The 26,417-nt window shown below is 68.6% G+C and carries 35 protein-coding genes and 4 pseudogenes; 19 read left to right on the top strand and 20 right to left on the bottom strand.

Going from position 1 to position 26,417, the window contains the following annotated elements; translation table 11 throughout:
* Window position 1 precedes the first annotated feature (1 nt).
* From OG799_RS09685 to OG799_RS09655, 7 genes are all read left to right on the top strand, one after another.
* Window positions 2-133 (top strand): hypothetical protein, encoded by a 132-nt coding sequence (locus tag OG799_RS09685; protein ID WP_406044691.1) that lies wholly within the window; start codon window positions 2-4, stop codon window positions 131-133.
* A 143-nt stretch (window positions 134-276) separates the two neighbouring features.
* Entirely contained in the window at window positions 277-1,740 is a 1,464-nt protein-coding gene (locus tag OG799_RS09680; protein WP_406044690.1) for a hypothetical protein, read from the top strand.
* 206 nt (window positions 1,741-1,946) lie between these two features.
* Window positions 1,947-2,189, top strand: a complete 243-nt coding sequence (locus OG799_RS09675; RefSeq protein WP_406044689.1) for a hypothetical protein — start codon at window positions 1,947-1,949, stop codon at window positions 2,187-2,189.
* A gap of 25 nt (window positions 2,190-2,214) precedes the next feature.
* Window positions 2,215-2,724, top strand: coding sequence for an HNH endonuclease (locus tag OG799_RS09670; RefSeq protein WP_406044688.1), 510 nt, complete (start codon window positions 2,215-2,217; stop codon window positions 2,722-2,724).
* A gap of 88 nt (window positions 2,725-2,812) precedes the next feature.
* Window positions 2,813-3,067, top strand: a complete 255-nt coding sequence (locus tag OG799_RS09665; protein WP_406044687.1) for a hypothetical protein — start codon at window positions 2,813-2,815, stop codon at window positions 3,065-3,067.
* Between the two features lie 22 nt (window positions 3,068-3,089).
* A complete protein-coding gene (locus OG799_RS09660) occupies window positions 3,090-3,596 on the top strand; it encodes a hypothetical protein (protein WP_406044686.1) in 507 nt (168 codons plus the stop codon).
* Between the two features lie 366 nt (window positions 3,597-3,962).
* Window positions 3,963-4,454: a hypothetical protein gene (locus OG799_RS09655; RefSeq protein ID WP_406044685.1), complete on the top strand. Its 492-nt coding sequence runs from the start codon at window positions 3,963-3,965 to the stop codon at window positions 4,452-4,454.
* Between the two features lie 166 nt (window positions 4,455-4,620).
* Here OG799_RS09655 and OG799_RS09650 read toward each other — a convergent pair whose 3' ends face one another.
* The 5 genes and pseudogenes from OG799_RS09650 to OG799_RS09630 all read right to left on the bottom strand — a co-directional run bounded on the left by OG799_RS09650 (window position 4,621) and on the right by OG799_RS09630 (window position 7,245).
* Complete coding sequence (locus OG799_RS09650) at window positions 4,621-4,785, bottom strand: GNAT family N-acetyltransferase (protein WP_406046531.1); 165 nt, start codon at window positions 4,783-4,785, stop codon at window positions 4,621-4,623.
* 56 nt (window positions 4,786-4,841) lie between these two features.
* A pseudogene (locus OG799_RS09645) lies at window positions 4,842-4,895 on the bottom strand (hypothetical protein); the annotation flags it as partial.
* A gap of 53 nt (window positions 4,896-4,948) precedes the next feature.
* Window positions 4,949-5,590 carry a uridylate kinase gene (locus tag OG799_RS09640; protein WP_406044684.1) on the bottom strand — a complete coding sequence of 214 codons (642 nt, stop codon included), beginning with the start codon at window positions 5,588-5,590 and terminating at the stop codon, window positions 4,949-4,951.
* A gap of 37 nt (window positions 5,591-5,627) precedes the next feature.
* On the bottom strand, window positions 5,628-6,407 hold the full coding sequence (locus tag OG799_RS09635; RefSeq protein ID WP_406044683.1) for a class I SAM-dependent methyltransferase: 780 nt from the start codon (window positions 6,405-6,407) through the stop codon (window positions 5,628-5,630).
* 271 nt (window positions 6,408-6,678) lie between these two features.
* The gene (locus OG799_RS09630) at window positions 6,679-7,245 is read right to left on the bottom strand and encodes a DUF6817 domain-containing protein (protein WP_406044682.1); all 567 of its coding nucleotides are present in this window, start codon (window positions 7,243-7,245) and stop codon (window positions 6,679-6,681) included.
* A gap of 109 nt (window positions 7,246-7,354) precedes the next feature.
* Between OG799_RS09630 and OG799_RS09625 the strand changes: the two are divergent.
* Window positions 7,355-8,085: pseudogene (locus OG799_RS09625) on the top strand (class I SAM-dependent methyltransferase).
* A gap of 110 nt (window positions 8,086-8,195) precedes the next feature.
* Here the strand turns inward: OG799_RS09625 and OG799_RS09620 are convergent.
* Window positions 8,196-9,713, bottom strand: a complete 1,518-nt coding sequence (locus OG799_RS09620) for an ISL3 family transposase (RefSeq protein WP_406046254.1) — start codon at window positions 9,711-9,713, stop codon at window positions 8,196-8,198.
* Window positions 9,714-10,052: 339 nt separating this feature from the next.
* Between OG799_RS09620 and OG799_RS09615 the strand changes: the two are divergent.
* Window positions 10,053-10,432 (top strand): annotated as a pseudogene (locus tag OG799_RS09615) (VOC family protein).
* Between the two features lie 96 nt (window positions 10,433-10,528).
* Here OG799_RS09615 and OG799_RS09610 read toward each other — a convergent pair.
* Window positions 10,529-10,687, bottom strand: a complete 159-nt coding sequence (locus OG799_RS09610; RefSeq protein ID WP_406044681.1) for a hypothetical protein — start codon at window positions 10,685-10,687, stop codon at window positions 10,529-10,531.
* 111 nt (window positions 10,688-10,798) lie between these two features.
* On the opposite strand from OG799_RS09610, the gene OG799_RS09605 reads away from it, so the two are divergent.
* Entirely contained in the window at window positions 10,799-11,629 is an 831-nt protein-coding gene (locus OG799_RS09605; protein ID WP_406044680.1) for an SDR family oxidoreductase, read from the top strand.
* Between the two features lie 170 nt (window positions 11,630-11,799).
* Here OG799_RS09605 and OG799_RS09600 read toward each other — a convergent pair whose 3' ends face one another.
* Entirely contained in the window at window positions 11,800-12,123 is a 324-nt protein-coding gene (locus OG799_RS09600) for a TetR/AcrR family transcriptional regulator C-terminal domain-containing protein (protein WP_406044679.1), read from the bottom strand.
* 140 nt (window positions 12,124-12,263) lie between these two features.
* On the opposite strand from OG799_RS09600, the gene OG799_RS09595 reads away from it, so the two are divergent.
* Window positions 12,264-12,932 carry an HAD family hydrolase gene (locus OG799_RS09595; RefSeq protein WP_406044678.1) on the top strand — a complete coding sequence of 223 codons (669 nt, stop codon included), beginning with the start codon at window positions 12,264-12,266 and terminating at the stop codon, window positions 12,930-12,932.
* A gap of 68 nt (window positions 12,933-13,000) precedes the next feature.
* Here OG799_RS09595 and OG799_RS09590 read toward each other — a convergent pair whose 3' ends face one another.
* A complete protein-coding gene (locus OG799_RS09590; RefSeq protein ID WP_406044677.1) occupies window positions 13,001-13,711 on the bottom strand; it encodes a transposase in 711 nt (236 codons plus the stop codon).
* Here OG799_RS09590 and OG799_RS09585 point away from each other — a divergent pair.
* The 3 genes from OG799_RS09585 to OG799_RS09575 are packed head-to-tail and all read left to right on the top strand — an operon-like array spanning window position 13,601 to window position 14,783.
* On the top strand, window positions 13,601-13,900 hold the full coding sequence (locus tag OG799_RS09585) for a transposase (protein ID WP_406036412.1): 300 nt from the start codon (window positions 13,601-13,603) through the stop codon (window positions 13,898-13,900). The genes OG799_RS09590 and OG799_RS09585 overlap by 111 nt on opposite strands.
* Window positions 13,897-14,616: an IS3 family transposase gene (locus tag OG799_RS09580; protein WP_406036428.1), complete on the top strand. Its 720-nt coding sequence runs from the start codon at window positions 13,897-13,899 to the stop codon at window positions 14,614-14,616. Before OG799_RS09585 ends, OG799_RS09580 begins: the two co-directional genes overlap by 4 nt.
* Entirely contained in the window at window positions 14,556-14,783 is a 228-nt protein-coding gene (locus tag OG799_RS09575) for an integrase core domain-containing protein (protein WP_406036429.1), read from the top strand. The genes OG799_RS09580 and OG799_RS09575 overlap by 61 nt, the downstream gene beginning before the upstream one ends.
* 31 nt (window positions 14,784-14,814) lie before the next feature.
* Here OG799_RS09575 and OG799_RS09570 read toward each other — a convergent pair whose 3' ends face one another.
* Window positions 14,815-15,444: a transposase gene (locus OG799_RS09570; protein ID WP_406046253.1), complete on the bottom strand. Its 630-nt coding sequence runs from the start codon at window positions 15,442-15,444 to the stop codon at window positions 14,815-14,817.
* A 27-nt stretch (window positions 15,445-15,471) separates the two neighbouring features.
* A pseudogene (locus OG799_RS09565) lies at window positions 15,472-15,690 on the bottom strand (DUF6444 domain-containing protein); the annotation flags it as partial.
* Window positions 15,691-15,772: 82 nt separating this feature from the next.
* Here OG799_RS09565 and OG799_RS09560 point away from each other — a divergent pair.
* On the top strand, window positions 15,773-16,027 hold the full coding sequence (locus OG799_RS09560; RefSeq protein ID WP_406044676.1) for a VOC family protein: 255 nt from the start codon (window positions 15,773-15,775) through the stop codon (window positions 16,025-16,027).
* A 95-nt stretch (window positions 16,028-16,122) separates the two neighbouring features.
* Complete coding sequence (locus tag OG799_RS09555) at window positions 16,123-16,323, top strand: DUF1905 domain-containing protein (protein WP_406044675.1); 201 nt, start codon at window positions 16,123-16,125, stop codon at window positions 16,321-16,323.
* 234 nt (window positions 16,324-16,557) lie between these two features.
* Here the strand turns inward: OG799_RS09555 and OG799_RS09550 are convergent, their stop codons facing one another.
* The 3 genes from OG799_RS09550 to OG799_RS09540 all read right to left on the bottom strand — a co-directional run bounded on the left by OG799_RS09550 (window position 16,558) and on the right by OG799_RS09540 (window position 18,859).
* Complete coding sequence (locus OG799_RS09550; protein WP_406044674.1) at window positions 16,558-16,992, bottom strand: hypothetical protein; 435 nt, start codon at window positions 16,990-16,992, stop codon at window positions 16,558-16,560.
* Window positions 16,993-17,127: 135 nt separating this feature from the next.
* The gene (locus OG799_RS09545) at window positions 17,128-17,430 is read right to left on the bottom strand and encodes a DUF1905 domain-containing protein (protein WP_406044673.1); all 303 of its coding nucleotides are present in this window, start codon (window positions 17,428-17,430) and stop codon (window positions 17,128-17,130) included.
* 184 nt (window positions 17,431-17,614) lie between these two features.
* The gene (locus OG799_RS09540; protein ID WP_406037500.1) at window positions 17,615-18,859 is read right to left on the bottom strand and encodes an ISAs1 family transposase; all 1,245 of its coding nucleotides are present in this window, start codon (window positions 18,857-18,859) and stop codon (window positions 17,615-17,617) included.
* A 255-nt stretch (window positions 18,860-19,114) separates the two neighbouring features.
* Here OG799_RS09540 and OG799_RS09535 point away from each other — a divergent pair, with 255 nt between their 5' ends.
* A complete protein-coding gene (locus OG799_RS09535; RefSeq protein ID WP_406044672.1) occupies window positions 19,115-19,561 on the top strand; it encodes a hypothetical protein in 447 nt (148 codons plus the stop codon).
* A 174-nt stretch (window positions 19,562-19,735) separates the two neighbouring features.
* On the opposite strand, the gene OG799_RS09530 is transcribed toward OG799_RS09535, so the two are convergent.
* The 3 genes from OG799_RS09530 to OG799_RS09520 all read right to left on the bottom strand — a co-directional run bounded on the left by OG799_RS09530 (window position 19,736) and on the right by OG799_RS09520 (window position 21,948).
* Window positions 19,736-20,272: an ATP-binding protein gene (locus OG799_RS09530; protein WP_406046252.1), complete on the bottom strand. Its 537-nt coding sequence runs from the start codon at window positions 20,270-20,272 to the stop codon at window positions 19,736-19,738.
* Window positions 20,273-20,366: 94 nt separating this feature from the next.
* Window positions 20,367-20,804: a hypothetical protein gene (locus OG799_RS09525; protein WP_406044671.1), complete on the bottom strand. Its 438-nt coding sequence runs from the start codon at window positions 20,802-20,804 to the stop codon at window positions 20,367-20,369.
* Between the two features lie 229 nt (window positions 20,805-21,033).
* Window positions 21,034-21,948 (bottom strand): tetratricopeptide repeat protein, encoded by a 915-nt coding sequence (locus OG799_RS09520; RefSeq protein ID WP_406044670.1) that lies wholly within the window; start codon window positions 21,946-21,948, stop codon window positions 21,034-21,036.
* 297 nt (window positions 21,949-22,245) lie between these two features.
* On the opposite strand from OG799_RS09520, the gene OG799_RS09515 reads away from it, so the two are divergent.
* Window positions 22,246-22,770, top strand: coding sequence for an HAD domain-containing protein (locus OG799_RS09515; protein WP_406046251.1), 525 nt, complete (start codon window positions 22,246-22,248; stop codon window positions 22,768-22,770).
* A 136-nt stretch (window positions 22,771-22,906) separates the two neighbouring features.
* On the top strand, window positions 22,907-23,341 hold the full coding sequence (locus OG799_RS09510; RefSeq protein WP_406044669.1) for a hypothetical protein: 435 nt from the start codon (window positions 22,907-22,909) through the stop codon (window positions 23,339-23,341).
* A gap of 279 nt (window positions 23,342-23,620) precedes the next feature.
* On the opposite strand, the gene pyrF is transcribed toward OG799_RS09510, so the two are convergent.
* From pyrF to OG799_RS09495, 3 genes are all read right to left on the bottom strand, one after another.
* Window positions 23,621-24,340: an orotidine-5'-phosphate decarboxylase gene (gene pyrF, locus OG799_RS09505; protein ID WP_406044668.1), complete on the bottom strand. Its 720-nt coding sequence runs from the start codon at window positions 24,338-24,340 to the stop codon at window positions 23,621-23,623.
* 32 nt (window positions 24,341-24,372) lie between these two features.
* Window positions 24,373-24,897: an orotate phosphoribosyltransferase gene (pyrE, locus tag OG799_RS09500; RefSeq protein WP_406044667.1), complete on the bottom strand. Its 525-nt coding sequence runs from the start codon at window positions 24,895-24,897 to the stop codon at window positions 24,373-24,375.
* Between the two features lie 374 nt (window positions 24,898-25,271).
* Complete coding sequence (locus OG799_RS09495; protein ID WP_406044666.1) at window positions 25,272-26,009, bottom strand: recombinase family protein; 738 nt, start codon at window positions 26,007-26,009, stop codon at window positions 25,272-25,274.
* Window positions 26,010-26,417 lie beyond the last annotated feature (408 nt).

Below are 26,417 nucleotides of genomic sequence, written 5' to 3'. Positions count from 1 at the left end.
GGTGGGCAACCGGCCGGGGCGCCTGCCGGCGCTGTCATGGCCATTGACGCAGACCACCGGCGCGGCGGATCCCGTCGTGGCCGAGCCGATACGCAAGCGTGAGCGCCGTGACCGCTTCGTGCGCAAGCCGTGACCTGAACCGGCCGCCCGGCAAGGCGCGCCGCGACGGCGGCCGCCCACGATGGACGCCGGTGCCCGATCGTGCCGCGCCGCGCCGGATGGGGCAGAGTGGCAGGCGTGGCCGGGACCGGACGGCCCGGACGAGGAGGACTGGTCGTGGAAGGTCCGACCGGGGTGGTGTTCCCGACCACCGACGGCACGCGCAGCACGAGCGCGCTCGGCCGCGCGGTCGTCGCCGACGCCCTGCGCGCCGTCGACCCGATCGGCGCGCGCTCCGCCGAACACGAGACCAACTGGCGGCACGGCTACCTCGGGCACTTCCGCCGCCTGGTCGAGGCGGGGCTGCTCTCCCGCGAAGCGGCGCTGACCGTCGCCCGCGACGGGCTCGCCTCCCTGCACGCCCGGATGCGGGTGGTCCCGGACGGCGGCCCGGAGACCACACTGGACGAGGCCTTCACCGCCCCCGCCGGGCCGTCGTTGGGCACGGCCACCGTCGCCGGGGCCGGCACGCCCGAGCGGGAACTCTCCCTGCCGTACCGGGGGCAGCGGTTGCGCGGCGACGACCTGCGCCGCCGGCTCGACGCCTGGGTCACCGCCGGCGTCGTCGAACCGTCCTGCGCCGAGGCGGTACGCGCGGTGCTGGCCAACCCGGACTGGCTCGACCTGCGCGACCAGCGCATCGTGGTGCTCGGCGCGGGCGCGGAGATGGGCCCGCTGCCGTCGGTGCTGCGCTGGGGCGGCGACGTGGTGGCGGTCGACCTGCCGCGTCCGGAGATCTGGCGGCGGCTGCTGCGCACCACCCACCGGTACGCCGGTCACCTGCACCTGCCGGTCCGACCCGGCACCGCCGCCGACGACGACCAGGCGCTGGCCGCCGGCGCCGGCGCGGACCTGCTGCACCGCCTCCCGCAGGCGGCCGAGTGGCTGCGCGGGCTCGACGGCCGGCTCGTGCTCGGCAACTACGTCTACGCCGACGGGGCCACCAACGTACGGGTCGCCATGGCTGTCGACGCCCTCACCGTGCACCTCCAGCAGCACCGCGACGACGTGGCGTTGGCCTTCCTCGCCACCCCCACCGACGTGTTCGCCGTTCCCGCCGAGGCGGTCCGCCACGCCGAACGGGGCTACGCCGCCCGCGGCGTCGCCCGCCGGTCCCTGCGGGTGCTCTCCGGCGGACGGCTGCTGCACCGCAACTACCCGCCGGGCGCCGACCCCGGCATCAACGACAGCCTGGTGCCGCAGCAGGGCCCCAACTACGCCCTCGCGAAGCGGTTGCAGCGGTGGCGGTCGACCGTGGCGCGGGACGCCGGGTTGACCGTGTCGTTCACGGTGGCGCCGCCGACGCGGACCCGGTCGGTGCTGCGCAACCGGGCGCTCGCCGCCGCGTACGCCGGCGCGCACCGGTTCGGCATCGAGGTGTTCGACCCCGCCACCAGCAACACCCTGATGGCCGCGCTGCTGGTGCACGACCTGCGCACCGGCGGTGGTCCGACCCACCCGCACCCGTGGCAGGACGAGGCGTACGCCGCGGCGCACGGCGGACTGTGGCGGGTGCCGTACGCCCCGCGCAGCGCCCTCGGCCTCGCCGTCCTGCTCGGCCTCGGGGGCGCACGCGGGTAGCCGGTCCGGCTGCGCGCCCGCGCCCCGGGCGTGCCGCGGCTATGCTCGCCGGGTGATCGAGATCTTGGACCAACTCGACGTCCTCACCGAGCCGGTCCTCGAACTGGAGACGTTGAGCCTCGCCGGCATCCCGTACGGCTCGCGCGCGGCACCTGCCCGGCAAGGTCAGCGTCCGCGTCGCCGGCGGCCGGGGCGTCGGGTTCGCGTTGTACGGGGCGAGCCGTGGCCCGCTGGCCCACTTCGGGTTCCTGACATCCGACGCGGGCTTCCTCACCACCTTCGGTACACCCGACCGGGCCAACCGGCGGGAGGTGCCCAACGACCTGTTGGGCTACGACAACTACTACTGGGGCGCCAGGAAGCGGGCGCACCGGGACAGCTTCTTCGACGAGCTGTCCTCCGTGAACCTCGGCGGCTATGAGGGCAACGCTCGACCCCGGCCGGCGTGACGCGGCGGCCCCACCGCCCGCCGGCTTGAGCAGCCACGTGGACGACCAGGTTTCCGGCGTGCTCTCCGCGGTCAAGGGCCTGTCCCGGCACTTCACCGAGGAGAGCCTGCGTTTCCACCTGCTCGCCCGGGCGGAGCGCCGGGACGACGGCTGCCTGATCGTGCGCGGGTACGGCTCCCGGCGCGGCGTCCACCAGAAGGTCGCCGGGCGGGCCTGGGCACACATCGCCGCGTACGCGGTCTTCGTCGGCGGCTACGACCCGGCGCTGGACGTCGACCACCGCTGCGCCGCCCGGGACTGCATCGAGCCCACCCACCTTCGTCAGGCCAGCCGGGCGCAGACCTGCCGGGACCGGCGGCAGGAACCGCGGTGCCGTGCCGGCCACGAGCGGGAGCTCGACGAGCTGACCGGGCGTTGCCGGCGGGTGTGCCGGGTGTGCAACCGGGAGGCCCAGCGGCGCTGGCGGGAACGTCGGGCCGCCGAGGCCGCAACGGCGAGAGCCACCCACGGGCGCGACCCGTCAGCCTTCGCGTGACGTTCGGTCATCTTCGTCCTGTTTCACCGCCCAACGCACTGCTGTCCCTCGGCCCGCCTGGCCGGCCCTGCTGACCTGGCTGGTTCCGGTGGTGCAGCCACCGGGCAGCGAGTGGGCGGCCGACGTCACGGGCGTGCTGTGGTACCTCGTGGCGTACCTGTGGTTCGTGCTGCTCTCCCCCGCGATGCTGGCGCTGTACCGGCGTTGGCCGGTGCTCGCCCCGCTGGTCGGCGTGGTCCTGCTGCAGACCGCGGCGCAGGCGGTGAGCGGGCCGGTGGAGTCGGAGCTGACCGACGTGGCCACGTTCGGCGCCTGCTGGCTAAAGGGGGTTCGCGCACCGTGACTGTCAGCTGCGGCGGCTGTCCGTGCCGGCCCTGCTGGCGCTGGCGGCCCTGTGCCTGGGGCTCGCCCTCGGCTGGCTGGTCACCCACCCGGAGGCCGGGCTCGACCTCAACGACATCCCGCTGTCGCAGGCGTTCTGGTCGCTCGGGATCGTGCTGCTGCTGATGCGGGTCGCCCCGCCGATGACCTGGCTGGCCCGGACCCGGCCACTCGACCGGCTGGTGACCGCGTTGAGCAGCCGCCCTGACCATCTACCTCTGGCACAACGCCGCGATCGCGGTCTGCTTCGCGGTGGGAACCGGATGGGGATCTGGCGGGTCGGCGAGTTGGGCTACCTGGTGGTGGCCCTGGTGATCCTCACCGGCCTGGTGCTGGCCCCCGGCTGGATCGAGGACCTCAGCGCCCGGCGCCGGCCCCGTCTCCTGCCCTGGACCCGTCCGGGGCGAACGACCCGGGCAGGCCGGCCTGCAGGTCTTTCGGCGGTCGGCGCTCAGACGCACCGGCAGCAGGAGGTGACAGCCGTGCATTGATCAAACAGGGCGAAATATTCGTGAAACCCCCCAGAACTGCCGTAACTTGTTCATTTTCTCGTATACTTGACGCGGATAGTCGCCCCAGGGCAGCACCATCCTGAAGCGCGCCCATCCGGACACGCCCATCCGCATTCGCCGGCCCGGCCAGGCGCTGGCGGACGCGGGGGTCGTCCGGTGCGATACCACGCCGCCGGCCGGAGACCGACACGAATGCGGCTGAGTCGCGGCCGGCGACAGCCGGTGATTGGGGTGATCACCGCGGCCGGCACGGGTCTCGCCCTCCTACGGGCCCGTGCCGGCCACTCCAGCAGGGGCGAGGCTTTCGACCGCCAGTCCCCCTGTCAGCCCACCTACCGAGAGGACATGGTGATGTGGAACCCGCCAACACCGGCGGAGCAGGAGCTGTGGAACGCCGTGGTAGCCGGGGTTCGCGCGGCCGGCCGGGCGGACCCCGCCGGTTTCGAGACCGCGATCGACCGCTTGTCGCGGCTGCCCCAGCCGTGGGCGCACCAGGTCCTCAAGGACACGGCCGGGCTGCTGGCCGAGGAACTCGACCCCGACGGACGGTATCCCTGGCACCTGCTGGCGGCACAGGTGGAACGCTTCGCGCCCTGGTCACTCGGGGTGGACCGAGCGCTGCTGGCCGCCCTCCTTCCCGGCGCCCACCGGCCACCGGCCGTCGACCTGCCCGGCGAACCGGAGCACACCCGGTGCCGACTGCTGCTGATCGCCCACCTGGCGGAGGCCGCGCAGGCAGGCGTCGGAGCGTTCGTCGACGTGGCGCTGGCCGGCAACAGCAGCCGCACCCCCGCACGGCTGTCCGGAGCCGTCCCGCACTGCCGCCTCGGAAGCTGACCGACGCCTGGCGCGTCTCGGCGCCGCGTTGTCGTCTGCCAAAAATTTTTAGGGATGATCATGCTCCTGAGCTGCGGTGCCTCAGATCGAGTGGCAAGGACAGGCGCAACTTCTTGCCAGTGGAGTTGAGGCGAACCGAGGTGTTTGGCAGGGCTGACGGCGTCGCTCATGCGTCGGCCTTGCGGAGGTCGATGACGTCGAAGTTGAGGCGTCCGCGATCCTCGTGGTCGGTTCGATCGATGCGCATGCCGAGTCGCTCAGCGATGCGGCGGGAAGGTGTGTTGTGGGGGCGGATGCTGGCCCAGACGCGCTCGATGCCCCCGATCGGCATTCGTCCAAGACGGCGTATGTGGCTTCCGAGGCGAAACCGCGGCCCTGGTGAGTCTTGCGGATCATGTAGCCGATCTCGGGTTCGGCATAGCTGGCTCGTCCTTTCAGCATGCCGCAGTTCCCGATCAGCGTATTGGGAGCAATTGTCAAATCCTGTGTACTGATCAGTGGGGTCGGACTTCCCAGGCGGGCCGCTGGGGCTCATCGTTGTGCACGATGACGTCGGCCTGATCGGTCGGGCGGGTCGTGGCGAAGTAGAGCTCTTGGGCGGGGATGTAGCGGTCGCGGAAGCGCCGATCGACTTCGGCGGTGGATCCGAGCAGCGCCTGGTCTCGGATCCGGGCACGATTCAGCGTCCGCTCGAACGTGGCGGACACGAAGATGCGCAGGTCCCATCGATCAATCAGCTCCGGGCGCAGAAGGAACACTCCGTCAAAGAGCAGCACCGTGTCCACGGGAGCGGTCCTAACCGGCTGGGACAGAGCCGTGTCCGTACGGAAGTTGTAGATCGCGTGTTGGTACCTTCGGTCGCCGTTCGGGCCCAGCGGATCGAGCAGAACCCGGCGGAGCGCGTCGTAGTCGAAGGAGTCGTGGTAGCAGCCTTCGGGCGAGTGCTCGCCGCGCCGATAGCGCAGTGCCCGGGGAAAAAGGAAGCTCTCGATCGAGGAGCGGATGACTTCGCGGCCGCGGGCGCGCAGGAGCAGGGCGAGATCGTCGGCCACCGTGGTCTTGCCGGCGGCGGGCGGCCCGTCGACGGCGACTCGCAGCGGATGCGCGGTCGTGACGGACTCGATCGCCTCGGTCAACCGGTCAACCGGTCAAGGAGTTCGCCGCGGGTGCCTTTCACAGCCGCCGGACGCGTAGCACGCAGGTCAGCATCGGGAGGATGAACTCGCCGTGCGCAGTCTCCGGTCTGCTCGCCAGGAAAGCACGGATCCGGCCGAGCGTGGCCTCGTGTTCCTGTTCCGGCATGACCAGCATCCCCGCCCTCGTGGCAAGTGTCGCAACGAGAGAGTCGGCGGTGCGGCGCTGCCCGTGCGGGAACTCGGCCTGCTCCGGCGAGCCGAACCGGGCGGCCACGCCAGTCTTTGGAAGGTGTGCGTCGGCCGTCTCGGCGCGCCAGCTGGTGGGCGTGTCACGCGGGCCAATGGCCGCGCTCCCGCTGACCCGCGCCAGCCCGGCAACCCAGCCGATCCGGTCGTCCATGACGTTCCACAGGCCGGCCAGGATGCCGCCGGGTACCAGGACCCTGGCGATCTCGGGTCCCGCGACGGCCATGTCGAACCAGTGCATGGCATTGCCGGCCAGCACGGCATCGACGGACGCGTCCGGCAGCGGTATCGCCTCGGCGCTACCCGGCAGGGCACGGACATCCGGCACTGCGCGGCGCAGCTCGGCCAGCATCGCCGGGTCAGGCTCGACCGCGGTGACGTCGGCGCCCACCGCAACCAGCGTGGCGGTGAGCTTGCCGGTTCCGGCGCCGAGGTCGAGCACCCGCAAGCCGGGCGCGGGCTCGAGCGCCCAGCACACCGCGGCCTGCGCATAGTCCGGGCGGTGCTCGGCGTATGCGGTCGCCGCCGCGCCGAACGACGAGGCGTGAAGGAGCCGTTCGTCCTGTTCCACGCGATCACCCTATCGGTGCCGCGCGTACCCGGACGACAGCGTCTATCGGTCCCGCGTCGCGGGGATGATCTCGTCGCGGTATGCGTCGAGCGTGCGGTCCTTGTCGTCGTGTTGCAGGCCGCGGGGCAAGCGAGCCTCTCGTCTTGGGCTCGGGACGTCAACGGTCGGCTCGAAGTGCTCCGGCGGTGGTTGTCTCCGCAAAAGCCTGTGGTTGTCGGGATCTCGGCCCGCCTCGATCTGGTCCACCCGTTTGTGGTGCCGGTACGGACCGTCAATCCTGGGCCCTCGCCGAAGTGTTTTGGTTGCCTTCGCCGAGGAGTCGCTGCGCCTCGCTGGTGACCTGCGGGGAAGCGATCGGTGCCCAGGCGGCGAACAGGGAGCGGAAGTACTCGCCGTACTTGTCCACGGTAGAAGGATCTTGCTCGATGACGTCCAGTTCGTTGACGATGCTGAGATCCACGAAGGGTTGCATCTGGCGAGGGCCTAGGTTCCATGTCTGGCCAGTGAAGCGGTCCACGACCTCACCGGTCATCGCCAGCTTTCGCCAGGTCCGCCTGCGGTCGCATGCCCCGTACAGGTAGACCAGGGCCTCAGCGTCGTCGCCGATGAGGTTTCGGAGCGTGGCTCGATCGGTCCGGTCGAGCAGCGTCACATCGAAGCCGTCCGTGCCGTAGACGGCATGCGCTAGACCGGCTAGTTGCGCGTCAACGCCACACTCCAGCTCAGCGAGGCGGTCGTGCACCCGGCACAAGTGGGCGTAGAGAGTGCCGCCGAGGTGCTGGATCGTCTCGGTTCCACGCTGCCGTAGCCAGCGCCGCACGTCGGAGGCCGCGCCCATGGCCCGACCCTACGTAAGCCGCGTCCGACCGGCAGCTCTTCAGCGTGGGCGGTTCGTCACACCGCTGCATTCTTGCTTGCTCGGGCGCACAGGCGGTTGGGTCAACGGCATGGCTCGAATCGCGTATGACAACGCGGACGCCGCGGCGTTCGAGGCGACCCGTCACCTCACCGACGACGGGCTCTCGGCCTGGCGGGAGGCGGTGACCCGGCACCTCGATCCCCGTGCGGGCATGCGGGTGCTCGACCTGGGCGCCGGTACCGGCATGTGGGCGCAAGCCTTCACTGCGTGGTACGACCGCATCGAGGTCACCGCGGTCGAGCCCTCCGAGGCGATGCGCGCCCGCTCGGTGTACCAGCCTGTCGTGCCTGGCGACGCCGAGCGCATTCCGCTCGAAGACGGCAGTGTCGACGCTGCCTGGCTCTCCACGGTCATCCACCACGTGCCGGACCTGACCCGCGTAGCCCGAGAACTGCGCCGGGTACTGAGCCCCGGCGGCCGGGTGCTGATCCGCTCCGCGTTCGCCGGTCGACACCAGGCGATCACCCTGTTCCGCTACTTTCCCGAAGCCATCCGCGTGCTCGACACCTACCCCAGCGTGGCTGACGTCGAAGCAGCCTTCACTGCCGCCGGGTTCGTTACCGTCGGCTTCGAACAGGTCCCGCAGGTAGGCGCGGCCTCACTACGCGAGGCTGCGACGGCGCTGCGCCGCGAGGCGCACACCCCTCTGCAACTGATCAACGACGACGAGTACGCCGCAGGCCTGGCCCGATTGCGCAAGGCAGCGCAACTTGAGACCGGACCCTGGTTGACGCCCTGGACCTCCTCGTCCTGACCTGAACAGCTACAAGATCTTCAGAAGACCAGAAGACCCTGCTAATGCCGGCGTACGGGCCAACGTGCCCAACCGGGTACGCCCGAACGGGGTCTGTCGCTGATCTTGTGACGGCTCAGCTTTGCAGGAGGATGCGTTTGCGGAGCAGGTCGAAGTTTGCGCGTCCGTAGCCCATGCGTTTGATCAGCTTGGTTCTGGTGTTCTGGCCTTCGACCTGTCCGGAACTCCACATACTGGTCAGTCCGGCGACGACGGCTTCGTAGTCGTGTAGGAGTCCTTCGGCGAACTGGCGCAGGTGGGGTAGGTCGTCCTGGCGGACGCGGTTGATCCAGGCTGGTAGTTGCTGGCCGGTCAGGTTGCTCATCATGGCGGCGAAGGCGCGCACGTGCCGGGCGGTGGCGTTCAGGTGCGGGCAGGCCGCCTGAACGTCGCCGAGGGTGGAAGTCTGGTCGGGTTGCAGCCGGTCGGGGTGGGTCAGCAGCCAGCTCGCCGCGGTCCGGGGCGCCGGGACCGGCCGAGGCGCTGGTGGCGCAACCAGGCCGCCTTTGAGCAGGTGCAGATAGCGGCCGATGGTGGTGCGGCTGCCGGTGTATCCCTGCTGGCGGATCCGCCGGTACAGGTGCGAGGCGTTGCCCTGGCCCTGGGTGAACTGCTCGTACAGGTAGGGCTTGAACGCGTCGAGGAGTGTGTGGCGGTGGATCGCTGGCGCGATGAGCGCGTCAAGGCTGTCGGCGCGGGCGTAGCGGCGCACGGTGTAGTAGTCCAGGCCCAGGTCGCGGCTGATGCCGCGCAGCGACCGCCCGGCCGCCACCAGCTCCTGCACCGCCGTGTACCGCTCGGTGGTGCGCCCCACGAGCGGGCGGGGACGGCCACGCACGTCGCAGCGCTCGTCCGGAAGCGGTGGCGGCGGCACGTCGGTGGCCGCCGGTTCAGCGGCGGCGAACGCGGTCTTGATGCACCCGTGGTGGGCGGCGACGGTCTTCTCCACGGCCTCGCACAGGTTGTGCCACAGGTGCCACCGGTCCGCGACTTGCTGGGCTTGGGGTGCCCCGACGCGGGCGGCCTCGGCGTACGCGCGGCCCCGGTCCCGGCACACCACCTCGATCTCGGGATGGGCGGCCAGCCACGCCGTTACCGGTCCGGCATCCCGGCCCTCGAGCACGTCAACCGGCCGCCGCGTTTCCAAATCCACGATGATCGTGGCGTACACGTGGCGTCTGCGCAGGGCGAAGTCGTCAACTCCGACCACCCGCACCTCGCCGACCGGCGGCTCCGGCAGGGCACGGACCAGGCGCAGCAGGGTGTCCTTGGCTACCGGCAGACCGAGCCGGCGGGCGAGCCGGGCCGCCGGGCGGGCGGCGAGCGCCACCGCGATCTTGGCGAGGAGCTGCTGCAACAGTGGGGTGCGTCGCGCGTGGGGTCGGGTCAGGTCCTCTATCTGCTCGGCGAAGGTCACGGCCGGGCACGCCTCGGACACGCACTTGAACCGGCGCACCAGCAGCTCGATGACCACCGCGCAGCCGCCCAGCGCGGCATCCGCCAACCGACGCAGGTACCGGCCATGCACACGGCCCGACGGCGTGCCGCACTGTGGACAACGACCCCGGCGAGCGCGAGAGCGGGCCCGCAGCACCAGCGCGCCGGCCGACCGTTCGACGAACTCAACGACCACGTTGGACAGATGAGGAAGGACACTCGTCAGGAATCCCGAAGTCACGGCGCAGATCTTGGCCACCGCCGTAGGCCGTCACAAGATCAGCGACAGACCCGCTCAACGTGCACAGCGTCGTGCAGATGGCGAAGGCACGTCCAAGCCTTCAACCGCCCGCGAGCCGGCCAGCGGATTCAGCGAGAGCCACAGGTACGGGCGGGCGGCCATCGTGACGTTCCGTTACCAGTGAGCCGGCACCGACCGTATGGCGTATCCGCTTCTGCCGATGTCAGCGCATTCTGGCTCGCGTAGGTTGGCGCCATGGCGACCCATTGGACCTTAGGGTGCGATGCCGACGATCCCCAGCGGATCGCCGCCTTCTGGGCGCTTGCCCTGGGCTATGTCAAGGAGTCCGGTTTCGATGAGCCCGACAACGCGTCCATCGTCGACCCGGATGGCAGGGGGCCCGCCATTGGTTTCCTGAAGGTGCCCGAGGGGAAACCTGGCGAACCAAGAACCGGTTTCACTTGGACCTTATGCCGACTCTGGGGACTCGGGCCGAAGAGGTGGATCGGTTGGTGGGTCTCGGGGCGACGGTGGTTTCCGATGAGCGTAAGCCGGACGGCACTGGCTGGGTCACGTTGGCTGATGCGGAAGGCAACCAGTTCCGCGTGGAGCGCAGCCCCACCGAGCGGGTCTAGTCGGTTCGCGTAGCGCTTGGCCCCTGCACTTGGGCCTGCTGTGCATGACCTCGCGAACTTCGGCCCGGACATAGTCGTGAAGTCTTGAGCCGGATGCTACGCCCTTCCAGCCATCGTGCCGCAGATTCCCGTACGCGGACTCGACTCCACCAGGTGCAGGGTGGTCGGGTCCAGGCTCCAGACTGCCGCGACCTGCATGACGGTCTGTTCGCTGACGTTCCTGGCACTGCCGTGCCCGATCTCTTCCAAGAACACGCTCGGTCCCTGTGCGTCACGCACTTCGCGGCAGAAGCGTGTACGTCCGTGGCGTGATGCCGGCGCTCCGCCGAGTAGCTCGAAACGGACGGAACGCTATACCGTGACCGAGTGGATCTTCTCGTGGTGGGTGGCAGCGGCTTTCTCGGACTGGAAATCATCCGTCAGGCTCGTCGCGCCGGTCATAGCGTCGCGGCGACCTTCCACAGTCGCGTTCCCGCCGTCGCTGACGTTGACTGGAGGAATCTGGATATCCGCCACTGCGACGACGTCAAGGCCTTGGTCCTCGCGGCACGGCCTGATGTGATCGTCAATGCCGCCTACCGGCAATCTGACTGGGCAACCACAGCCGAAGGCGGCATGCACGTCGCCCTCGCAGCGGCGGTGGTAGGAGCTCGCCTTGTGCATGTGTCCAGCGATGCGGTCTTCTCCGGTACAACGGCCCGCTACGACGAGACGCACGTCCCGGATCCCACGACACCATACGGTGCCGCCAAAGGCGCCGCCGAGACGGCGGTCAAGGGCATAACGCCGACCGCCGTCATCGCCCGGACCTCGCTGATCATCGGTGACGGCGATTCCCAGCACGAGAGACACGTGCACGCACTGGCAGCCGGTGCCGTGAGCGGTGCCCTCTTCACCGATGACGTGCGATGCCCGGTGCATGTCACCGACCTCGCCTCCGCCCTACTCGAACTGGCCGCTTCGCCGTACTCCGGGATCCACCACGTCGCCGGCAAGGACGCCATCAGCCGCTACGAGCTCGGCATGCTAATCGCACGCCGGGACGGTCTCGACCAAGCCACCCTTCCTACCGGGCTACGCGCCGGCACCGACCTCCCCGGACCCATCGACGTGCGGTTGGACAGCACCAACACCCAAGCGCGGTTGAACACCCGCCTACGAGGCGCACGCGAGTTCCTTGCACCCACACCGACCTGACCAGGACGACCGGCCCGCGCCAGCTACGGACGTTGTAGCGAGGTGCAGCGATCAACTCATACACATCCGCTCTTCGGCAAGCTCGTGTGCCGGGTGTGCCCGACGGGTACTGCCAGCTTGCGGCAGCCGCGACCCCGTTGCCCTGCGGCCTGTCATCCCGAGCGCGTCGCTCAGCGATCCGCAGATCTTGCCCGAATGGTGAGTACGCCGGCGAGGTCGATGTCGCTTGACCGGCCGCCGAACCCCGACTCGGAGATCAGCCGCGCCCCGAAGACGGTGCTCCAGAACGTGCGGGTCTCCACGTCGGCCGGCCGGTCGATGACCCAGTCGTGGCGTTCGAGGATCGTCGTGAGGTCCCGCTGCGCCTGCCGGAACAGCACGGCCAGGCTCTGCTCCGCGACCGGGTGCAGCTCCGGTCGGCGCCGTGTGATCGACATCGCCTGTACGGCAAGCGGCACCGCACGCGATGAAGAGGTCAAGCGGGTGGTGGGCATCGGTGCGATCGCCGACCATCGCAAGACCGACGGCCCCTGCGCATCGCGCGCTTTGCGGCAGGCCCGCGTACCGTCCCGTCGAGTGCAGTCAGGAGCATCATGGCCCCACGGGAGTCGTCCTGCTGATCTAGGGTGACCTGGTGGCTTCGAAACCCGTGACAACCGTCCTGTTCGACTTCGCTTGGACCCTGTTCGCCAGAGACCCTAACCGCTGGGTCGGCAGCGCGGCGGCATTGATCGGCCGGGAGGTGGCCGCCGGTGACGCTCAGCGCATCGCCGCGGATTTCGCTGAGTTGTTGCGGACAACGGCTACGGACCCTGCTCATATCGCCCGAGACTTGGACCCGCAGGTGTGGGACCGGGCGATTTTGGCTGTCCTGCAGCAGATCCGTGGGGTGGACCTGCCGTTTGCGCGAGCCCTGCACGAAACGCACGCCGAAGCACTCGAGCCATACGCGGACACGTCATCCACTCTCGCCGCCCTGAGCGCCCGCGATATTCGCCTTGGCGTGGTCAGCAACATTGGCTGGGATATTCGCAAATGCTTTGCCCGGCACGGGCTTGACCGCTACATCGATGCATTCGTACTTTCCTACGAGGTCGGCTTCGTCAAACCCGATGTACAGATCTGGCGCACCGCACTCGATGCCCTGGAGGCACAGCCAGATCGGACGCTGATGGTCGGCGACCATCCCAGCGGCGACGGCGGTTCCGTGGCCGCCGGCATACCGGCCCTGGTACTACCGATGACGAGTTTGCCTGCCCAGCTTCGCGGATTCGATCACGTGCTGACGTTGGCCGGAATTTGAAGCTGGTTCGGTTCTTGGTTTGTCGTAACTGGATAGGTCCCTGAATCGAGGCGCGTTGGAGCCGGTGGTCAGGCGGTGGTGGGGATCCAGGGGTTGCCGGCGGCGGCGGTGATGAGGGCGTCGAGCATGCCGAGGCCGTTTCGGGTGGCGGTGGCTGTGTAGCTGCGGATCGCAGCGAAGTGTTCGGCTCCCGTGAGGGTGCGCATGCTGCCGGAGACTTTGATCCTCAGTTTCGGCATGCGGATGGTCCGCTCGGCCGGGTTGTTGTCGAACGGGACGGCGGGGTTGGTGACGAAGCGCAGGTAGTCGTCGCGGCGGTCACGCAGCCGGACGAACAGGGCGTGATGCTTGCGTTCGAGCTTGCTCGCGCGTTCGGCGGTGGCTTGGGCGCCGAGCACGACCGCGCTGCGCAACAGGTGCAGGTGGTAGGCGAGGTCGGCCTGATCAGGTGTGGCGTCGGCGGTGTGCGCGGTGCCGACGAGCTGGTTCAGCTGCCGCAGGGCGCTGATGGCCTGGCCGGCGAGGTCGGCGACCAGGCCGGTGGCGGTGTCGGTGACATAGATCAACTCGCGGAGCGCGTGGGCGTTGCACAGCGCGTGGAGTGAGCTTCCCCCCTCGGGCCGGACACCCTGATCCCTGGCAGATGAGCCAGGAGGAAGGATGCCCTGGTGGCACGTCCCTCGCAGTACACCGAGCAGTTCCGTAAGGACGCGGTGGCGTTGGTCCGTTCGTCGGACTCGCCGTTGCGGCAGATAGCCCGTGACCTGGGCGTCAACCATGAGACGCTGCGTGGTTGGGTCCGGGCCGAGGAGCGTAGGGAGGCCGGCGGCCGGTCCGCGGAGCCCGAGTTGACGCTCACCGAGCGCGAAGAGCTGCGCAAGCTGCGTGCTCGGGTGCGGGAGCTGGAGCTGGAGAAGGACATTCTCCGCAAGGCAGCCCAATATTTTGCCAAGGAGATGGGGCATTGACCAGCCGCTACCGCTTCATCTCCGCCGAGCGCGCCACCTACGGCGTCACGCGGCTGTGTCGAGTCCTGCGGGTGCGCCGCCAGGGCTTCTACGAGTGGTTGCACGCCGCGGAGGCCCGCGAGCAGCGTGAGCAGGACGAGGACGCGCTCGCTGCGGAGATCACCGCGATCCACGCGGCGCACCGACAGGCGTACGGGTCCCCGCGCGTGACGGTGGAGCTACGCCGGCGCGGCCGGCGGGTCAACCGCAAGAAGGTCGAGCGGATCATGCGTCAGCGTGGGATCGTGGGCTTCACGCGCCGGCGACGCCGATCGCTGACCAAGCAGGATGTGACCGCGCCACCGGCCCCGGATCTGCTCGGCAGGGGCTTCACCGCCGCCGCGCCGGGCGAGAAGCTGGTCGGCGACATCACGTACCTGCCCACCGAGGAGGGCTGGCTGTATCTGGCCACCGTCATCGACCTGCACACCCGCGAGGTGGTCGGGCACGCGATGGCCGAGCACATGCGCGCCGAGCTGGCCTGCAACGCGATCACCCTGGCCGCCCGCCGGGGCCTGACCGGCAAGGGCGCGATCTTCCACTCGGACCGCGGATCGCCCAGTACACCTCCACCGAGTTCCGCCGCTGCCTGCGCAGACATCGGCTACGGGCATCGATGGGCCGTACTGGATCTTGCTATGACAATGCGGCCGCGGAAAGCTTCTTCGCGACCCTGAAAACCGAGGTCGGCACCAAGGTCTGGCCCACCCGCGCCGCCGCTCGCCAAGCGGTCTTCGCCTACCTGGCCTACTACAACACAAACCGTCTACATTCGACCATTGGATACCGCACACCCACCGAGGCCCGCCTCGGGTATCGTCACACCCACGCCCTCGCAGCGTGAGAACCCCGGTGTCCGGTCCCGGGGTGGAAGCTCAGACCGCGTCGGTGTAGGTGTCGTACGGCGCCCACGCGTCATGCACCGCGACCCCGCGGAACCGCGGGAGGATCCCGATCTCGTCCATCGCGATGGTGCCGCGTTTCGGGTGCACGGCGAGGAGCACGTCGGTGGGTGTGGAGGCGGAGTGCAGCCACGCGAGACGGCCTGCGGTGCGCATCCCGGTCTCGCCGAAATGGGCTACCGGTGCGGCGGCGACGCGTCCGGCGATCACCGGCAGCACGCGGTCGATGATGCCCAGGGCGGTGCGTTTCACCCAGCCGGCCACGGTGCCCGCCGCGACCGGCACCCCGAACAGGTCCTTGATCGCCGCCGCCGTGCGTGACACCGACAGGAACTGCCCGTGCAGCAGGTAGACGCCGATCCCGGCCAGACGCGGCCCGTACACGACCGGCGCGGACGCCTCTGGCGGCGCGGGCGCGGTGGTGTGATGCCCACACGCACAGGCCAAAGTGATCAGCTGATGCTCGGTCACCTGAGGCTTCGGCTCCGGAAGGTCGATCACCTGCCGCCGGGTCACCTCGATCTCGGTAGCCGCCGCCAGGCTCTTCCCGCACCCGGCGCAAACCGCGGGCCGGTGCCGGAGCACCACGTCCGGGTCCGCCACCCGTTCCAAGGTGACACCGTCCTGACCCTTCGGCCGTCCCGGACCCCGACCCGACCGCCCGCGCAACGACTTCGGCGCCGGCTTGGCCAACCCGTCCGACGAGGGAGGCTTCGACGAGTTCGACGACGACAACTTCAACCGGGCTTCCAGATCCGCAACCCGCGCGAGAGCCTGCTCCAACCGGGCGGTCAACTCCACGACGTGCGCAACCAGCTCGTCATACGACGGCAACGACTCGGCAGGCACAACCCGCCAAGCTACCAGCCTCCACAACAGACACCACAACCGCCTGACGACCTATCCAGTCACGGTTTGTCAAGGTTGCCCTATGCACTTCGCAAAAGATATCCGATTGTTCCGATATGACCCCGAGGGCAAGTCCGCCAAGAACCGGATGCATATCGACGTCCGGGTGGCGGGTCCAGGCCCCTGGGACATGGCCGAGCGCGCACGACTGATCCGGCAGAAGGTGCCCGAGCTGGTAGCCGCCGGCGCGACGGTGGTCCGCGAGGAGTGGTACGGCGACGCCTTGGGACACGTCGTCATGCAGGACCCCGAGGGCAACGAGTTCTGCGTCGCCTGATGCTGATGGAGTGCGAGTTCGAGGGCGTCGTGTGGGAATGGCGAGGGACGTCCCCGTACCACTTCGTGACGGTCCCGCGCGAGTGAACCGACGTCGTGCGCCAGTTGGCATCGGCGGTCACGTACGGCTGGGGCATGGTGCCCGTCGAGGTTCGGCTCGGGCGAAGCCGATGGCGGACCTCGTTGTTCCCCAAGGGCGGCGGCTACGTGCTGCCGCTGCGGGACTCGGTGCGCAACAAAGAGGAGATTGCCCTCGACGACATCGTGCACGTCCGCCTGGTCGTGCTCGCGGGATAGCAGCCGCAGGTCCTCGCGCCGCGCGGAGTCAGCGCCGATCCCACTGCAGGGCGGCACGCAGAGCGGGCACAGCAATCCGGCGGCATCCGGATCTGCCGCGATGAGCGCGTCAGACCGCGGACGCCGTCCCCGTCCTCATTTGCCGATGTGAGCGCGTTCGTCGCTGGTTGCCGCGACCAGTGCCGTGGCGGGCACCACGGGCGGGTCTGCCGACCGGTTTCGATGGGCCAGCTCCTAACTGGGCTTGCTCCGTAGCTGCTCGTGGAGCTGGCCAGCGGTATTGACCACCGCAACGAAGTCGAACACCTCAATTTGGTCGACGTCGAAACTGCCGGTGACGATCGGCGGCGGCGCGTAGGCATAGATCTGGCCGGCGTCCAGCCGAAGCCCGCGCCGGTGGTATGCGGCCATAGCGAGGCTGGCCAGAAGGTACCTGTCCTGGCCAGCCTCGGTGTCCAGCTCGGCAGTGAGGTCGGCACGGGTGTTCCACCCCCGTACGAGGTGCCCTTCGAAGCTGTCGAGGAACCACCATGCCCCGTCCGCAGACTCAAGGAACACATCGCCGAACAGCGAGGTAAACCGCGGAGCCTTACCGTCGAGATCCAGCCAGGTCCATGACTCCAGCGCCCGAGCGTATCGTTGCTCGCTGAACTGCTTGGTGAGTTCCATCGCGCCGTTGGATCATGTAACCGCTCACGTTGCCCCGTAGCACAACAGCGGGGGCAGCAGCCGACGCATCTGGCCAGCCCGCGCAGCATCCGCTTCTGCCGCTGATCGTGCGTTGATGGTGCTTGTCGCCGGTGGTCAAATGTCGATGAGCTCGACGGTCACGGTCTCGATGTCACCCACGTCGAGCGCTTCGGCCTTGCGGACGGGGCGCTTGATCGGCAGCACGTAGGTGCCGCCCCCGCTGCCCGGGAAGATCGAGGTCACCCACGTGCTGCCGCCGACCGTCGCACGCACTCGCAGTGAACCGAAGCCACGACGCGATCCGCCAGCCAGGTCACGGATCTCCTCGGATGCCTCGGCCGGCAGGCTGACGAAGGTCCAGCTGTCGGCGCGCCGGGCATCCCAGATCCACAACTCGGCATCGAAAACGACGACCACGGCTTCAGGATCACACGGGGGTCCGACAGTCCATTACCGGCTAAGGCTGTGCGTCTAGCGATTGGTTCCTGTTGCGGCGACGCACGATGGTCGAACGCACTGACATGCCGCTGATCGGGCGTTGGCTGCTCGGCTGTTGCGCACAGTCAGCCGAGTTGAGTGCGTTGCCACGGTCGTTTCAAGATCATGTGGTGAGTTGGAGGATGGTGAAGGGTCGGTGCATGTCGCGGCTGGCCCAGCGGGTGGCTTCGGTGATGTCGTGGCGTCCGGCCAGGCGTATTGCTCCGATGGCGAGGTTGCGGAGGGTGGCCATGATGCGGGGGCCGGAGCGGGTTCGGGTGGTGGAGGCGTCTTCGGCGTAGAGGGTGTCGCGCAGCCAGTGCAATGACTCGACGCCCCAGTGGCTTTGGGTGTAGCCGGCCAGGTCGGCGGGGCTGGCGACGGTGGCGGGTAGGTTGGTGACGCCGAGCGCGGCGGCGGCGCTGGGGTGCTCTCCGGCCAGGTCGGTGACGTAGCGTTCGACGAGGTAGACCTGTGCGGCGTGGGGGAACGGCAGGTCGGGTGGCGCGGGAAGCACCCGGATCGTGCGTCGGGTGATCCGGGCGTGGCCGATGTCGGTGTGGCAGTACGTGATCGGGGTCTGCGACCAGGGCAGGGCGTTGACCGCGGTGTAGAGGGCTTGGCGGTTCTCCTTGACGGGCAACACGTAGAAGCCGTCGCGGGCGTGGATGTGCGCCGCGGTCGCCTTGACGGTGTGTAACGCATCGGCGGTGACCACCGCATCGCGTAGATCCCGGATCCGGTCCAGAACCTCGGTGGCGTGCGGCACCTCGTTGGACTTGGTGTCGATCTGGGTCTGCGCGGCGACGACCGTGACGTCGCCGGGCCGGCCGGCCAACGCCGCGAGGAGGTGAACCTGGGTGCCGTCGGCGTCGGTGGCGCCGCGGACCACCTTGCCGTCGAGGCGTACCTGCATCAACCCCGACGGGCCACTACCGTCGGGCTCACCGGCGGCGTCGGGTGCGGTATCCGGGCGCTCATCGGCCATTCGGGTCATCAGCCAGGTCCCCACCACCTGGTCGAATGTCTGCGCGTCCGTGTCGGTGACGACCCGCCAGATCGTCGCCTTCGACGGCGGGAACCTGACCGTGGGCTTGCCACCGCCGCGTTCGTACAGGCGCCGCCGCAGCGCCTCGGGCACGTCGGCGACCCAGCCGGCGATCGCGGTGTAGCCACGCATCCCGGCCACGACCGCTCCCGCGGCCAACGCCAGGACCACCGCGACCGGGTGATCCCGGCCCTGCTCCGAGCGCCCGTCCGACACCGCGGCGAACAGTTCGAGCAGTCCAACCCGCCCCGCCGTCGCGGGAAGGCAAACCTCGGACGCTAGGGCCGGCGCCTCGACGACCCTGATGGCAGACTGGTCCACAACGAAGCTCCGGGGTGACGTGGATCTGTGAGAGGACCCCATGTCATACCGGAGCTTCGCCCCTATCGACTGAGCGACACACCGCCGACGAGCAGACCGCGGCAGACATCACCGTCCACACGCGACCCGTCCCGAGCAGCTCACCGACCCCACCAGCCCAAGATCAATGATCTTGAAACGCCCGTGAGTGCGTTGCTGGCGGGTGGACACCCGCCTGCCCTCCGGCTAGCGTGCTCCAAGATCAAGGAGGTTACCGTGGGCGCGTCCGGGTGGCACTACTACGTCGCATATCAGCCGGATCTCCAAGTCGCGTTGGACGGACTACGGCGGCAGGTTTTCGAGACCGGCGACTACTGGTGGGCAGCGCCGTATGAGTACGGCAAGTCCGCCGCAGACTTCCCGAATCGGCCGCGGACGGAGGCGGAGCTATGGGCGGACGAGTCCGTCCAAGAGTCCGGTACGCACTCGATATTGGACATGTCTCGGGTATTGGCCGACGGCGATGAGCCCGACTATGGGACGGTCCAGCCGATCGTCAAGGCGGAGGCGCTCGAGCACCTAGGCGTCACCAAGCTGACCCGGTCGCACGTCGAGGCGCTCAAACCGCTCGCCCCGCGAAGCTGGTTCGGCCGGTGCGCGGTCTTGCACGACACTGAAGGCAATCCCAGTGAAATCTACTTCTGGGGTTTCTCCGGCGACTAGATCACAGCGGGTAGCCGGTCGCCGCCGGCGTCCGGACCAAGGTCAGGTGCGCGCATCTGCCGCCGACCGTGCGCGCTGCCGCCGCGAACCGTTACGTTCAGTCGCCGATCTTCGCGCCGCCCGACATCCGAACTTGCCGATGAGCGGTAGTGGCAGCGCTGCGAGGAGCAGGCGTCAGGAGACCGATGGCGGCCAGCGGTATCCGCGCCACTCGTCCCATGTCGCGAATCCAGCCGGTGGGTCATCAATGGGTTCACTGCCGTCGAGTTCGCCTCGCGTTGGAATCTCGATGTTGGCAGCCCACTCGGCGAGTTCGTCGTCGGACATAGGCCAAGTCGTGTGTGGCGCTTCGGCTTGGCGCTGATCAAGTCGTCTCCGCTGCTCGGCTGGGGTGAGTTTGAAGTAGCGCATCTCCACCATCGCGCCTAGGTCTGCTGCTGCCTGGCGTAGAGCGGAGCGCTCGTCTCGACTCCAGAGGCCGTAGTCGATCACGACGTTGTTGCCCAGTTCAAGGGCGCGCAGCCCGATCTGGATGAGCCGTCCTTCGATCACGTCCCCAGCCGATGGCGGATTCTCGTGCCCGTAGAGAGCCTTCACCCATTCGTCCTTCGTGAGACGAAGCGCTTCCTGCTCGATCTCGATGCGCCGAGCGGCAGTGGTCTTCCCGGTGCATGGGAGTCCCACAGTCAGGAACAGTGTTGGTTGCCTCATCATCACCCGCTTCCGACCGAACCGACCGCCTCATCATTGCCGACATCCGTTCATGCCGCCGACCGTGCGCGTGGCTGTTGGTCGACTGTCACCGCTACGCGGGTTCCTCTGCCGTGCTGCCGTACAGGGTGGCGAGGACACGATGCCGCAAGATCTCGTACTGCTGGCGACATCGCCGGGGAGGGCCGGGCGGGCGCTGCTGCACCTGACCGCCGACAACGACTTCCTGCAGGTAGAACTGATCAGCGGTGAGGTCGACGTCGCGGCCGTCGGGTAACCGATTCCAATAGTGGTAGCCGACCTTGGCGTCTCTGGCGAAGACTTCACCGAGGATCAGTTCTCCGCCGAGCAGGTCCTGAATGATCAGTGCGGTCACTCCGCATTGACCACGGGCTGCGTTGTCTGGATGCCAGTCCTGCACATCATGCGGGTCGCAGGTATCCGCTCCCCAGCCGGCCCGCAGTATCGGCTGCAGCAATTCCAGGCTAATCAAGAGCGGGTCTGTTCGCTTGTCGCGTTCTCCGGACGTCACCCATGCAGAGTGAGCCCTCGACCGGGTCGAGGGTCAAGTAAACCTCGGGCCACGGGTTTCCCGGTTGGCCGAAGAGCGCCACCGCCGGGCGTACTCAACTGCCGCCGACCGTGCGCACGGCTCCTGCGGACCATCGCCGCGCGTAGATGGACGGGCGAGGTTGGCATCCAGGGGCGGCAGCGTTCGAGGCGGCGCCGGAGTTCGCGAACATCGAGACTTGTGAGCTGTCTTAGATGTCGCGGGCGTAGTCGATGAGCGTCCGGCGGTAGGGTTCGGGCACCTGCGGCGCCAGTTCAGTGAGCGTGTCCAGGTCGGCAACCGATCCCGTCGAGCGGGCACGATACGCGGCGGCGGCCGCCCGCATCGTGACGTCGTCCGGCTCGAGCTCCTCGCCACGAGTGGCCAGTGCGGCGGCCTCGGCGAAGTCGCCATTCTCGGCAGCGAGATCGGCCAGGTCGAGGTACAGCGACCAGTTGGCCGGGTCGAGCGCCAGGGCACGCCGGAAGGCAGCGGCCGTCTCGGCACGGTTGCCGACGTGACGCCAGGTGCCGGCGCGGACAACCTCGGTGAACATCACGCGCCGCACGGCGTCGGCCCGGTCGCACAAGGCGAACGACGCGTCGATACGGCCGCACACGCGCAGCAAGATCGCCATGCGAGCCATCGCATCGGGGTCCGGATCCCGGTCGCAGACTGCCTCGATCGCCCGCAACCACGGGGCCAGGCACTCGCGGACAGCATCAGTGTCGAGGTCACGGTCGTAGTCGCGGATGCGCATCGTCGCCTCGGCGAAGGCGGCCGGGGTCACCGCACCGAGGAATCGCTCGTCGCCGAACCACGGCGCGGACGCCCACGGGACATCCGGCTGGTAGCCGGTGACCGCGCCGAGCGACATCGCGGCCTCGTCCATGTTGCCGTCGACGAAGGACAAGTAGGCGCGGGCCAGCATCGGTCCGATCGTGTTCGCCGCCGCCACGACGGCCGCGACCTCGGCGGGCAGCTCCCGCCGCAGGTTCTCCAGCGCCGAATACGGCTCCGGATCGCGCGGATCGGCGGCGACCGCCCGCGCAATGAAGCTCACGGCCGCGGCGGGCGAGCCGCCGCAGTGGGCCATGACCCGGGCGAGCGCGAGCGCTCCCCTCATCGAGACGATCGACAGCCTAGCGCCGGCCGACATGGCGGGCGGAGAGGTCGGTACACCGCTGAAGGGGCGGGGCAGGCCCAGGCCAGCCGAACGCTGACAGGGCGGCTGCGGCCAGACGCCCGGCCCTGTCGCTACGACTGCAGCCGTCCAGGGCTCATGATCGGGCGCACTCATTTGCCGCTGACCGGGCGTCCCCGCTGAGTTACGAGGGGCGCGTGCAGCGAACAGCCGGTCCGTCCCGGGAGAGTGCGCGCACCTGGCTCAGCCCGGATGGACCCACGGTACGGTTCGAGCGTGATGGCTGGCCTTGCCAACAGCCCCTTGATCTTCGTCGATGTCGACGGACCGCTGATCCCGTTCAAAGCCCGGCCGGTTAGCCGCGAGCGTTCTTTGGGCGGTGCCGTCGTGCAGCCACTGGACGGTACTGGCAACCCTCTGCTCGATCGGCTTGACCCAGATGACGGGCGGAGGCTGTTGGCACTGGGATGCCAGTTGGTCTGGGCGACGACATGGATGGCGGAGGCGAACGAGGTCATCTCGCCACGGCTCGGGCTTCCGGACCTGCCGGCCGTCGAATGGCCGGACGACGACGAGGATCCGGAGCACGGTCTGCACTGGAAGACCGGATTCCTTACCCAGTGGGCAGCCGGCCGCCCATTCGTCTGGCTTGACGACGAGATAACTGATGCTGACCGGCGATGGGTAGCAGTACACCACCCGGTGCGGGCGCTGCTGCAACGTGTCGACCCATACGTGGGCCTGACCGAAGCGGATTTCTCAGCGGTCCGTCGATGGCTCGGGCAGATTGACGGCGCCGCTTGATCACCTGCACTCTCTTGGCCGCGAGGTGTGTGGCGAAAGGGACGAATGCCGAGCAAGCGCGACCGCGACGAGGACGGCGACCTGCACTGGCAGGACTGGTTCGAGCAGCTGAGTAGAAGACAAGGGGCGGCAAGGGATGACCACCAAGATCGTCCAACTGTGGACCGCGGGTCTCGCGCCTGGGTGGGACGGCCTCTACTGGGCGGACGGCGCTGCACGCACCGTCGAACTGAGCGGCGGAGCGAGGTTGGACGGGTTCGAACTCGGCCCGCCGCTCGACCTGGACGCCATGCTGGACGAGGACCCCGACAACGTCACCCACGTCGACATCCTTCGCGGCGCGGACGTCCCAATACCGGACGGTTCCGGTTACGTCTGCGGCGGTGACGGAGCCCACGGCTCCGAAGGCTTCTTCGCCCGGCTGGACAAGAACCGAAACTTGATGTGGATCGCGGCGCTGACCGACTCCAACCCGTTCGAGAAGGCGGAGGTGCGCGGCTCGATTGCCACGTTCACCAACAACCTGGGCAACTCGGTGACGGTCGACCTCCACCATCCCGACTTCGCCTGAGCCTCTGGCGCATCGGCAACGGGCGGAAGCAGTCCTCCAGGTGGCGGTGGCGCTACCTCCTACCTGCCTCGTCGGCACCGGGCGATGTCCGACGTTGAAGGCACCGCGAACCGGTACGCCGCCTCCTTGAGCAGGGCAGTGCGGACCGGATAGCGCGCTTGGGTCGATGCGCGCATCTGCCGCCGACCGCGCGTTACGCAGTGTCACGACAACCGGTTCAAGCCGCCGCCTGGTCGTGCCGAGAGGGGTACGTCGCCGGTCGCCCGAGCAGTAGCGGCCCTACGTCGTCGGCCGCTGGCAGCTACCCAGCTCATCTTCGAGGTGGGCGAGGACGGCTGCCGGGTCTGGTGCCCGGGTTAGGGACCGACCGATGACGATGTGCGTTGCGCCCGCGCGGATCGCGGCCGCGGGATGCGCCGGTCGGGCGTGCTCGGTTGGAGGGTTCCACTCGGCCTGCAACGTCACTCCTGGAGTGACGATCAGCATGTCCGGGCCGAGTTCCGCGCGCAGCAACGCCGCGTCCTGCGGTGAGGCGACCACTCCGTGGCAACCGGCGCGCTGGGCCAGTCGGGTCAGACGGGTTACTTGCTCTTCGATCGTGGCGCTCAGCCCGATGGCGGCGAGGTCGGTGTCGGTGAGGCTGGTGACGACAGTCAGCGCGATGACGTGTAGTTGCGGGAAGTCGGCGGCTGCGCGTACCGCGGCCTCCATGATTTTGGAGCCTCCCATGGCATGCACGGTCACCATGGTGGCGCCGAGCCGGCCGGCTGCGCGGACGGCACCCGCAACAGATGTCGGGATCTCGAACAGCTTGAGATCCAGGAAGACATCCTTGCCCTCGCCGACCAGCCTGGTTGCCAGCGTCGGGCCGGCGACAGTCAGCAACTCCAAGCCCACCTTGTAGGACTGGCCGGTATCGCCCAAGCGGTCGACGATGGCCTCGGCGTCGTCAACGTTGTCGAAGTCGAGCGCGACAATGATGCGGCGTGCGATGTTCACCCGCTGATCCTGCAGGTTCGGCGGCGCGGCTGTCACGCCAGCAAGGAGGACTCCAGGTCGCGACGGGTGAGGGCAGCGCGTAAGCGCAGCGCTTCGGCCGCCAGATTCTCTCGTCCACCCTGCTCGCGATCGATGGCGCAGATCACCGAGTCAACCTTGGCGCCATTGGCCCGCAGCTGCCGGCACGACGCCAGTAACGCCCCGCCGGTGGTCACCACGTCCTCGATCACCACGACGCGCCGGCCGTCCACCGGGCCGCCTTCGGCCGCCTTGCCGGTGCCGTATTCCTTGGCCTGCTTACGGACGAAGACGGTCGGCAGGCCGGTCAGCTGTGACATCACCGTGGCAAGGGGGATGCCGCCCATCTCCATCCCCGCCAGCACATCGCACTCCGGGAGCAAGGCCACCATCGCTTCGGCGACCTCGCGCAACAGATCCGGCTGTCCCTCGAACAGGTACTTATCGAAGTACTCCTCGCTGACCTGCCCGGATCGGAGACGGAACCGTCCGGTCAGATGACAGGTGTCGTAGACGCGGCGCGCGAGCGGGTAAGTCACCTGTTCAGCCTCGCATCTCGCCTTGATCGAGCAAGCATCCCCCTCATCGGCATCCCCCTGGATCGTCCTGTAAGGACGACTTCCTAGAACGTCGGGCATCCGGAGCCGCGATGCGCGTGGCGGCTCGGGCACCAAGACAGTCACCCTCAGTTATCACGATCTTGGCTCGGCTCGGACAGCGAGCGTCATTGAAATTGATGGCCCGATCGAACGGCAGGGCTGGGCGGCACCTGCCGCCGTGCTGGGCACCAGCCGCTGGAACAGGTAGGTGATCGGGTCTACCGCTAACCTGAACCACCGCGTCACTGTCCATGGCCGCCGCGGCTCGCCGCCCGTGGCCTGCCGGTCTCAGGTTTTGAGTCGGCGGAAAAGGATCACGTTGTCGGGAACGCCTGCGAAGTTTTCAGCAGACGGTCGTCCTCGGCCAGGTCGGGCGTGAGCCGGGTGTCGGCGGGCAGTGCGGCGATCTGCGCGGCGAGGCGATGCTGCGCCAGCTGCGGCGGGAGCAGCTCGGGCAGCGCTTTGTAGATCGTGCTGCGGGACACGCCGACGAGCTTGGCGATCGCGCTGATGGAGCGGTCCGGCTCTGCGAGCAGTTGGCGGGCGTAGGCGAGTCTCTCGGGGGTCATCGCCGGCGGCCGGCCGAGTCGTTGCCCGCGGGCGCGGGCGGCGGCCAGGCCTTCGTTGGTGTTGGCCACGATGATGGTGCGGATGAACTCGGCCAGGGCGGCGAAGACGTGGAAGACGAACATGCCGCCGGCGGTGGTGGTGTCCAGCTTCTCGTGCAGCGACAGGAATCCCACGCCCTGGCGCTTGAGCCGGCCGACGATCGCGATGAGGTCTTCCAGGGAGCGGCCGAGACGATCGAGGGACACCACGGTCAGGGCGTCGCCGGGGCGGACGTAGTCGAACATGCGGGCCAGCTCCGGCCGGTCGGCGTTCTTGCCCGAGGCCTTGTCGAAGAAGCAACGCGCGCAGCCGGCCGCGGTCAACGCCGCCTCCTGGCGAGCGAGGTTCTGCTCCCGGGTCGACACCCGGCCGTAGCCAACGAGCGCCCCGGACAGCGGGGCCGGCGCGAGCGGATCGTCCGGAGCGGAGGTGGAAGCGGTCATGCGGTTCAGGGTGTCCGACAAACCTGTGATCGGCTTGTTGGACACGCCGACTTTCTGGACGGGTTTGTTGGACAGCCCTGACCGGCAGGCGGGCCTTGTCTTGATCTTGTCGAGGAAACGATCGTTTTTCAGGCAGCCTCTGCGGCGCCCCTTGAAGATCGAACCACCGAAGATCGGTGACGCGCTTACTGAAGGACGGTGTCGTCCCTACTGAACGCCCGCGTCACCGGCCAATGAAGAGCGGCTGGCGCTCAACAGACAGGACATGGGACCAGGACGCCGACCACACCATCCTGCCTGCTTACGCACAAGAACTGTCATTATGATGTAGGCAGATTATGCGGCTTATGTCCGACCTAATTATCGGATAACCGGTAACGATTAACCGTTAATGTGCCGGGTCGCCGG

This window comes from Micromonospora sp. NBC_00898 (genome assembly GCF_045207895.1).
GTDB lineage: Bacteria > Actinomycetota > Actinomycetes > Mycobacteriales > Micromonosporaceae > Micromonospora.
This window is presented reverse-complemented; position numbering and strand designations above follow the sequence as displayed.

What these genes read in the sequence shown, in the direction of transcription:
- OG799_RS09630 (WP_406044682.1), bottom strand. Translation starts at nt 7,245, where the DNA reads ATGGGCGCGGCCTCCGACGTGCGGCGCTGGCTACGGCAGCGTGGAACC.
- OG799_RS09530 (WP_406046252.1), bottom strand. Translation starts at nt 20,272, where the DNA reads ATGAGGCAACCAACACTGTTCCTGACTGTGGGACTCCCATGCACCGGG.
- OG799_RS09590 (WP_406044677.1), bottom strand. Translation starts at nt 13,711, where the DNA reads ATGGTTGACGCCCAGGTCACGGGCTATCTGCCGCAACGGCGAGTCCGA.
- OG799_RS09515 (WP_406046251.1), top strand. Translation starts at nt 22,246, where the DNA reads ATGGCTGGCCTTGCCAACAGCCCCTTGATCTTCGTCGATGTCGACGGA.
- OG799_RS09560 (WP_406044676.1), top strand. Translation starts at nt 15,773, where the DNA reads ATGCACTTCGCAAAAGATATCCGATTGTTCCGATATGACCCCGAGGGC.
- OG799_RS09510 (WP_406044669.1), top strand. Translation starts at nt 22,907, where the DNA reads ATGACCACCAAGATCGTCCAACTGTGGACCGCGGGTCTCGCGCCTGGG.
- OG799_RS09550 (WP_406044674.1), bottom strand. Translation starts at nt 16,992, where the DNA reads ATGGAACTCACCAAGCAGTTCAGCGAGCAACGATACGCTCGGGCGCTG.
- OG799_RS09520 (WP_406044670.1), bottom strand. Translation starts at nt 21,948, where the DNA reads ATGAGGGGAGCGCTCGCGCTCGCCCGGGTCATGGCCCACTGCGGCGGC.
- OG799_RS09495 (WP_406044666.1), bottom strand. Translation starts at nt 26,009, where the DNA reads ATGACCGCTTCCACCTCCGCTCCGGACGATCCGCTCGCGCCGGCCCCG.
- OG799_RS09655 (WP_406044685.1), top strand. Translation starts at nt 3,963, where the DNA reads ATGGTGATGTGGAACCCGCCAACACCGGCGGAGCAGGAGCTGTGGAAC.
- OG799_RS09650 (WP_406046531.1), bottom strand. Translation starts at nt 4,785, where the DNA reads ATGCCGATCGGGGGCATCGAGCGCGTCTGGGCCAGCATCCGCCCCCAC.
- OG799_RS09600 (WP_406044679.1), bottom strand. Translation starts at nt 12,123, where the DNA reads ATGCCCACCACCCGCTTGACCTCTTCATCGCGTGCGGTGCCGCTTGCC.
- OG799_RS09575 (WP_406036429.1), top strand. Translation starts at nt 14,556, where the DNA reads ATGGGCCGTACTGGATCTTGCTATGACAATGCGGCCGCGGAAAGCTTC.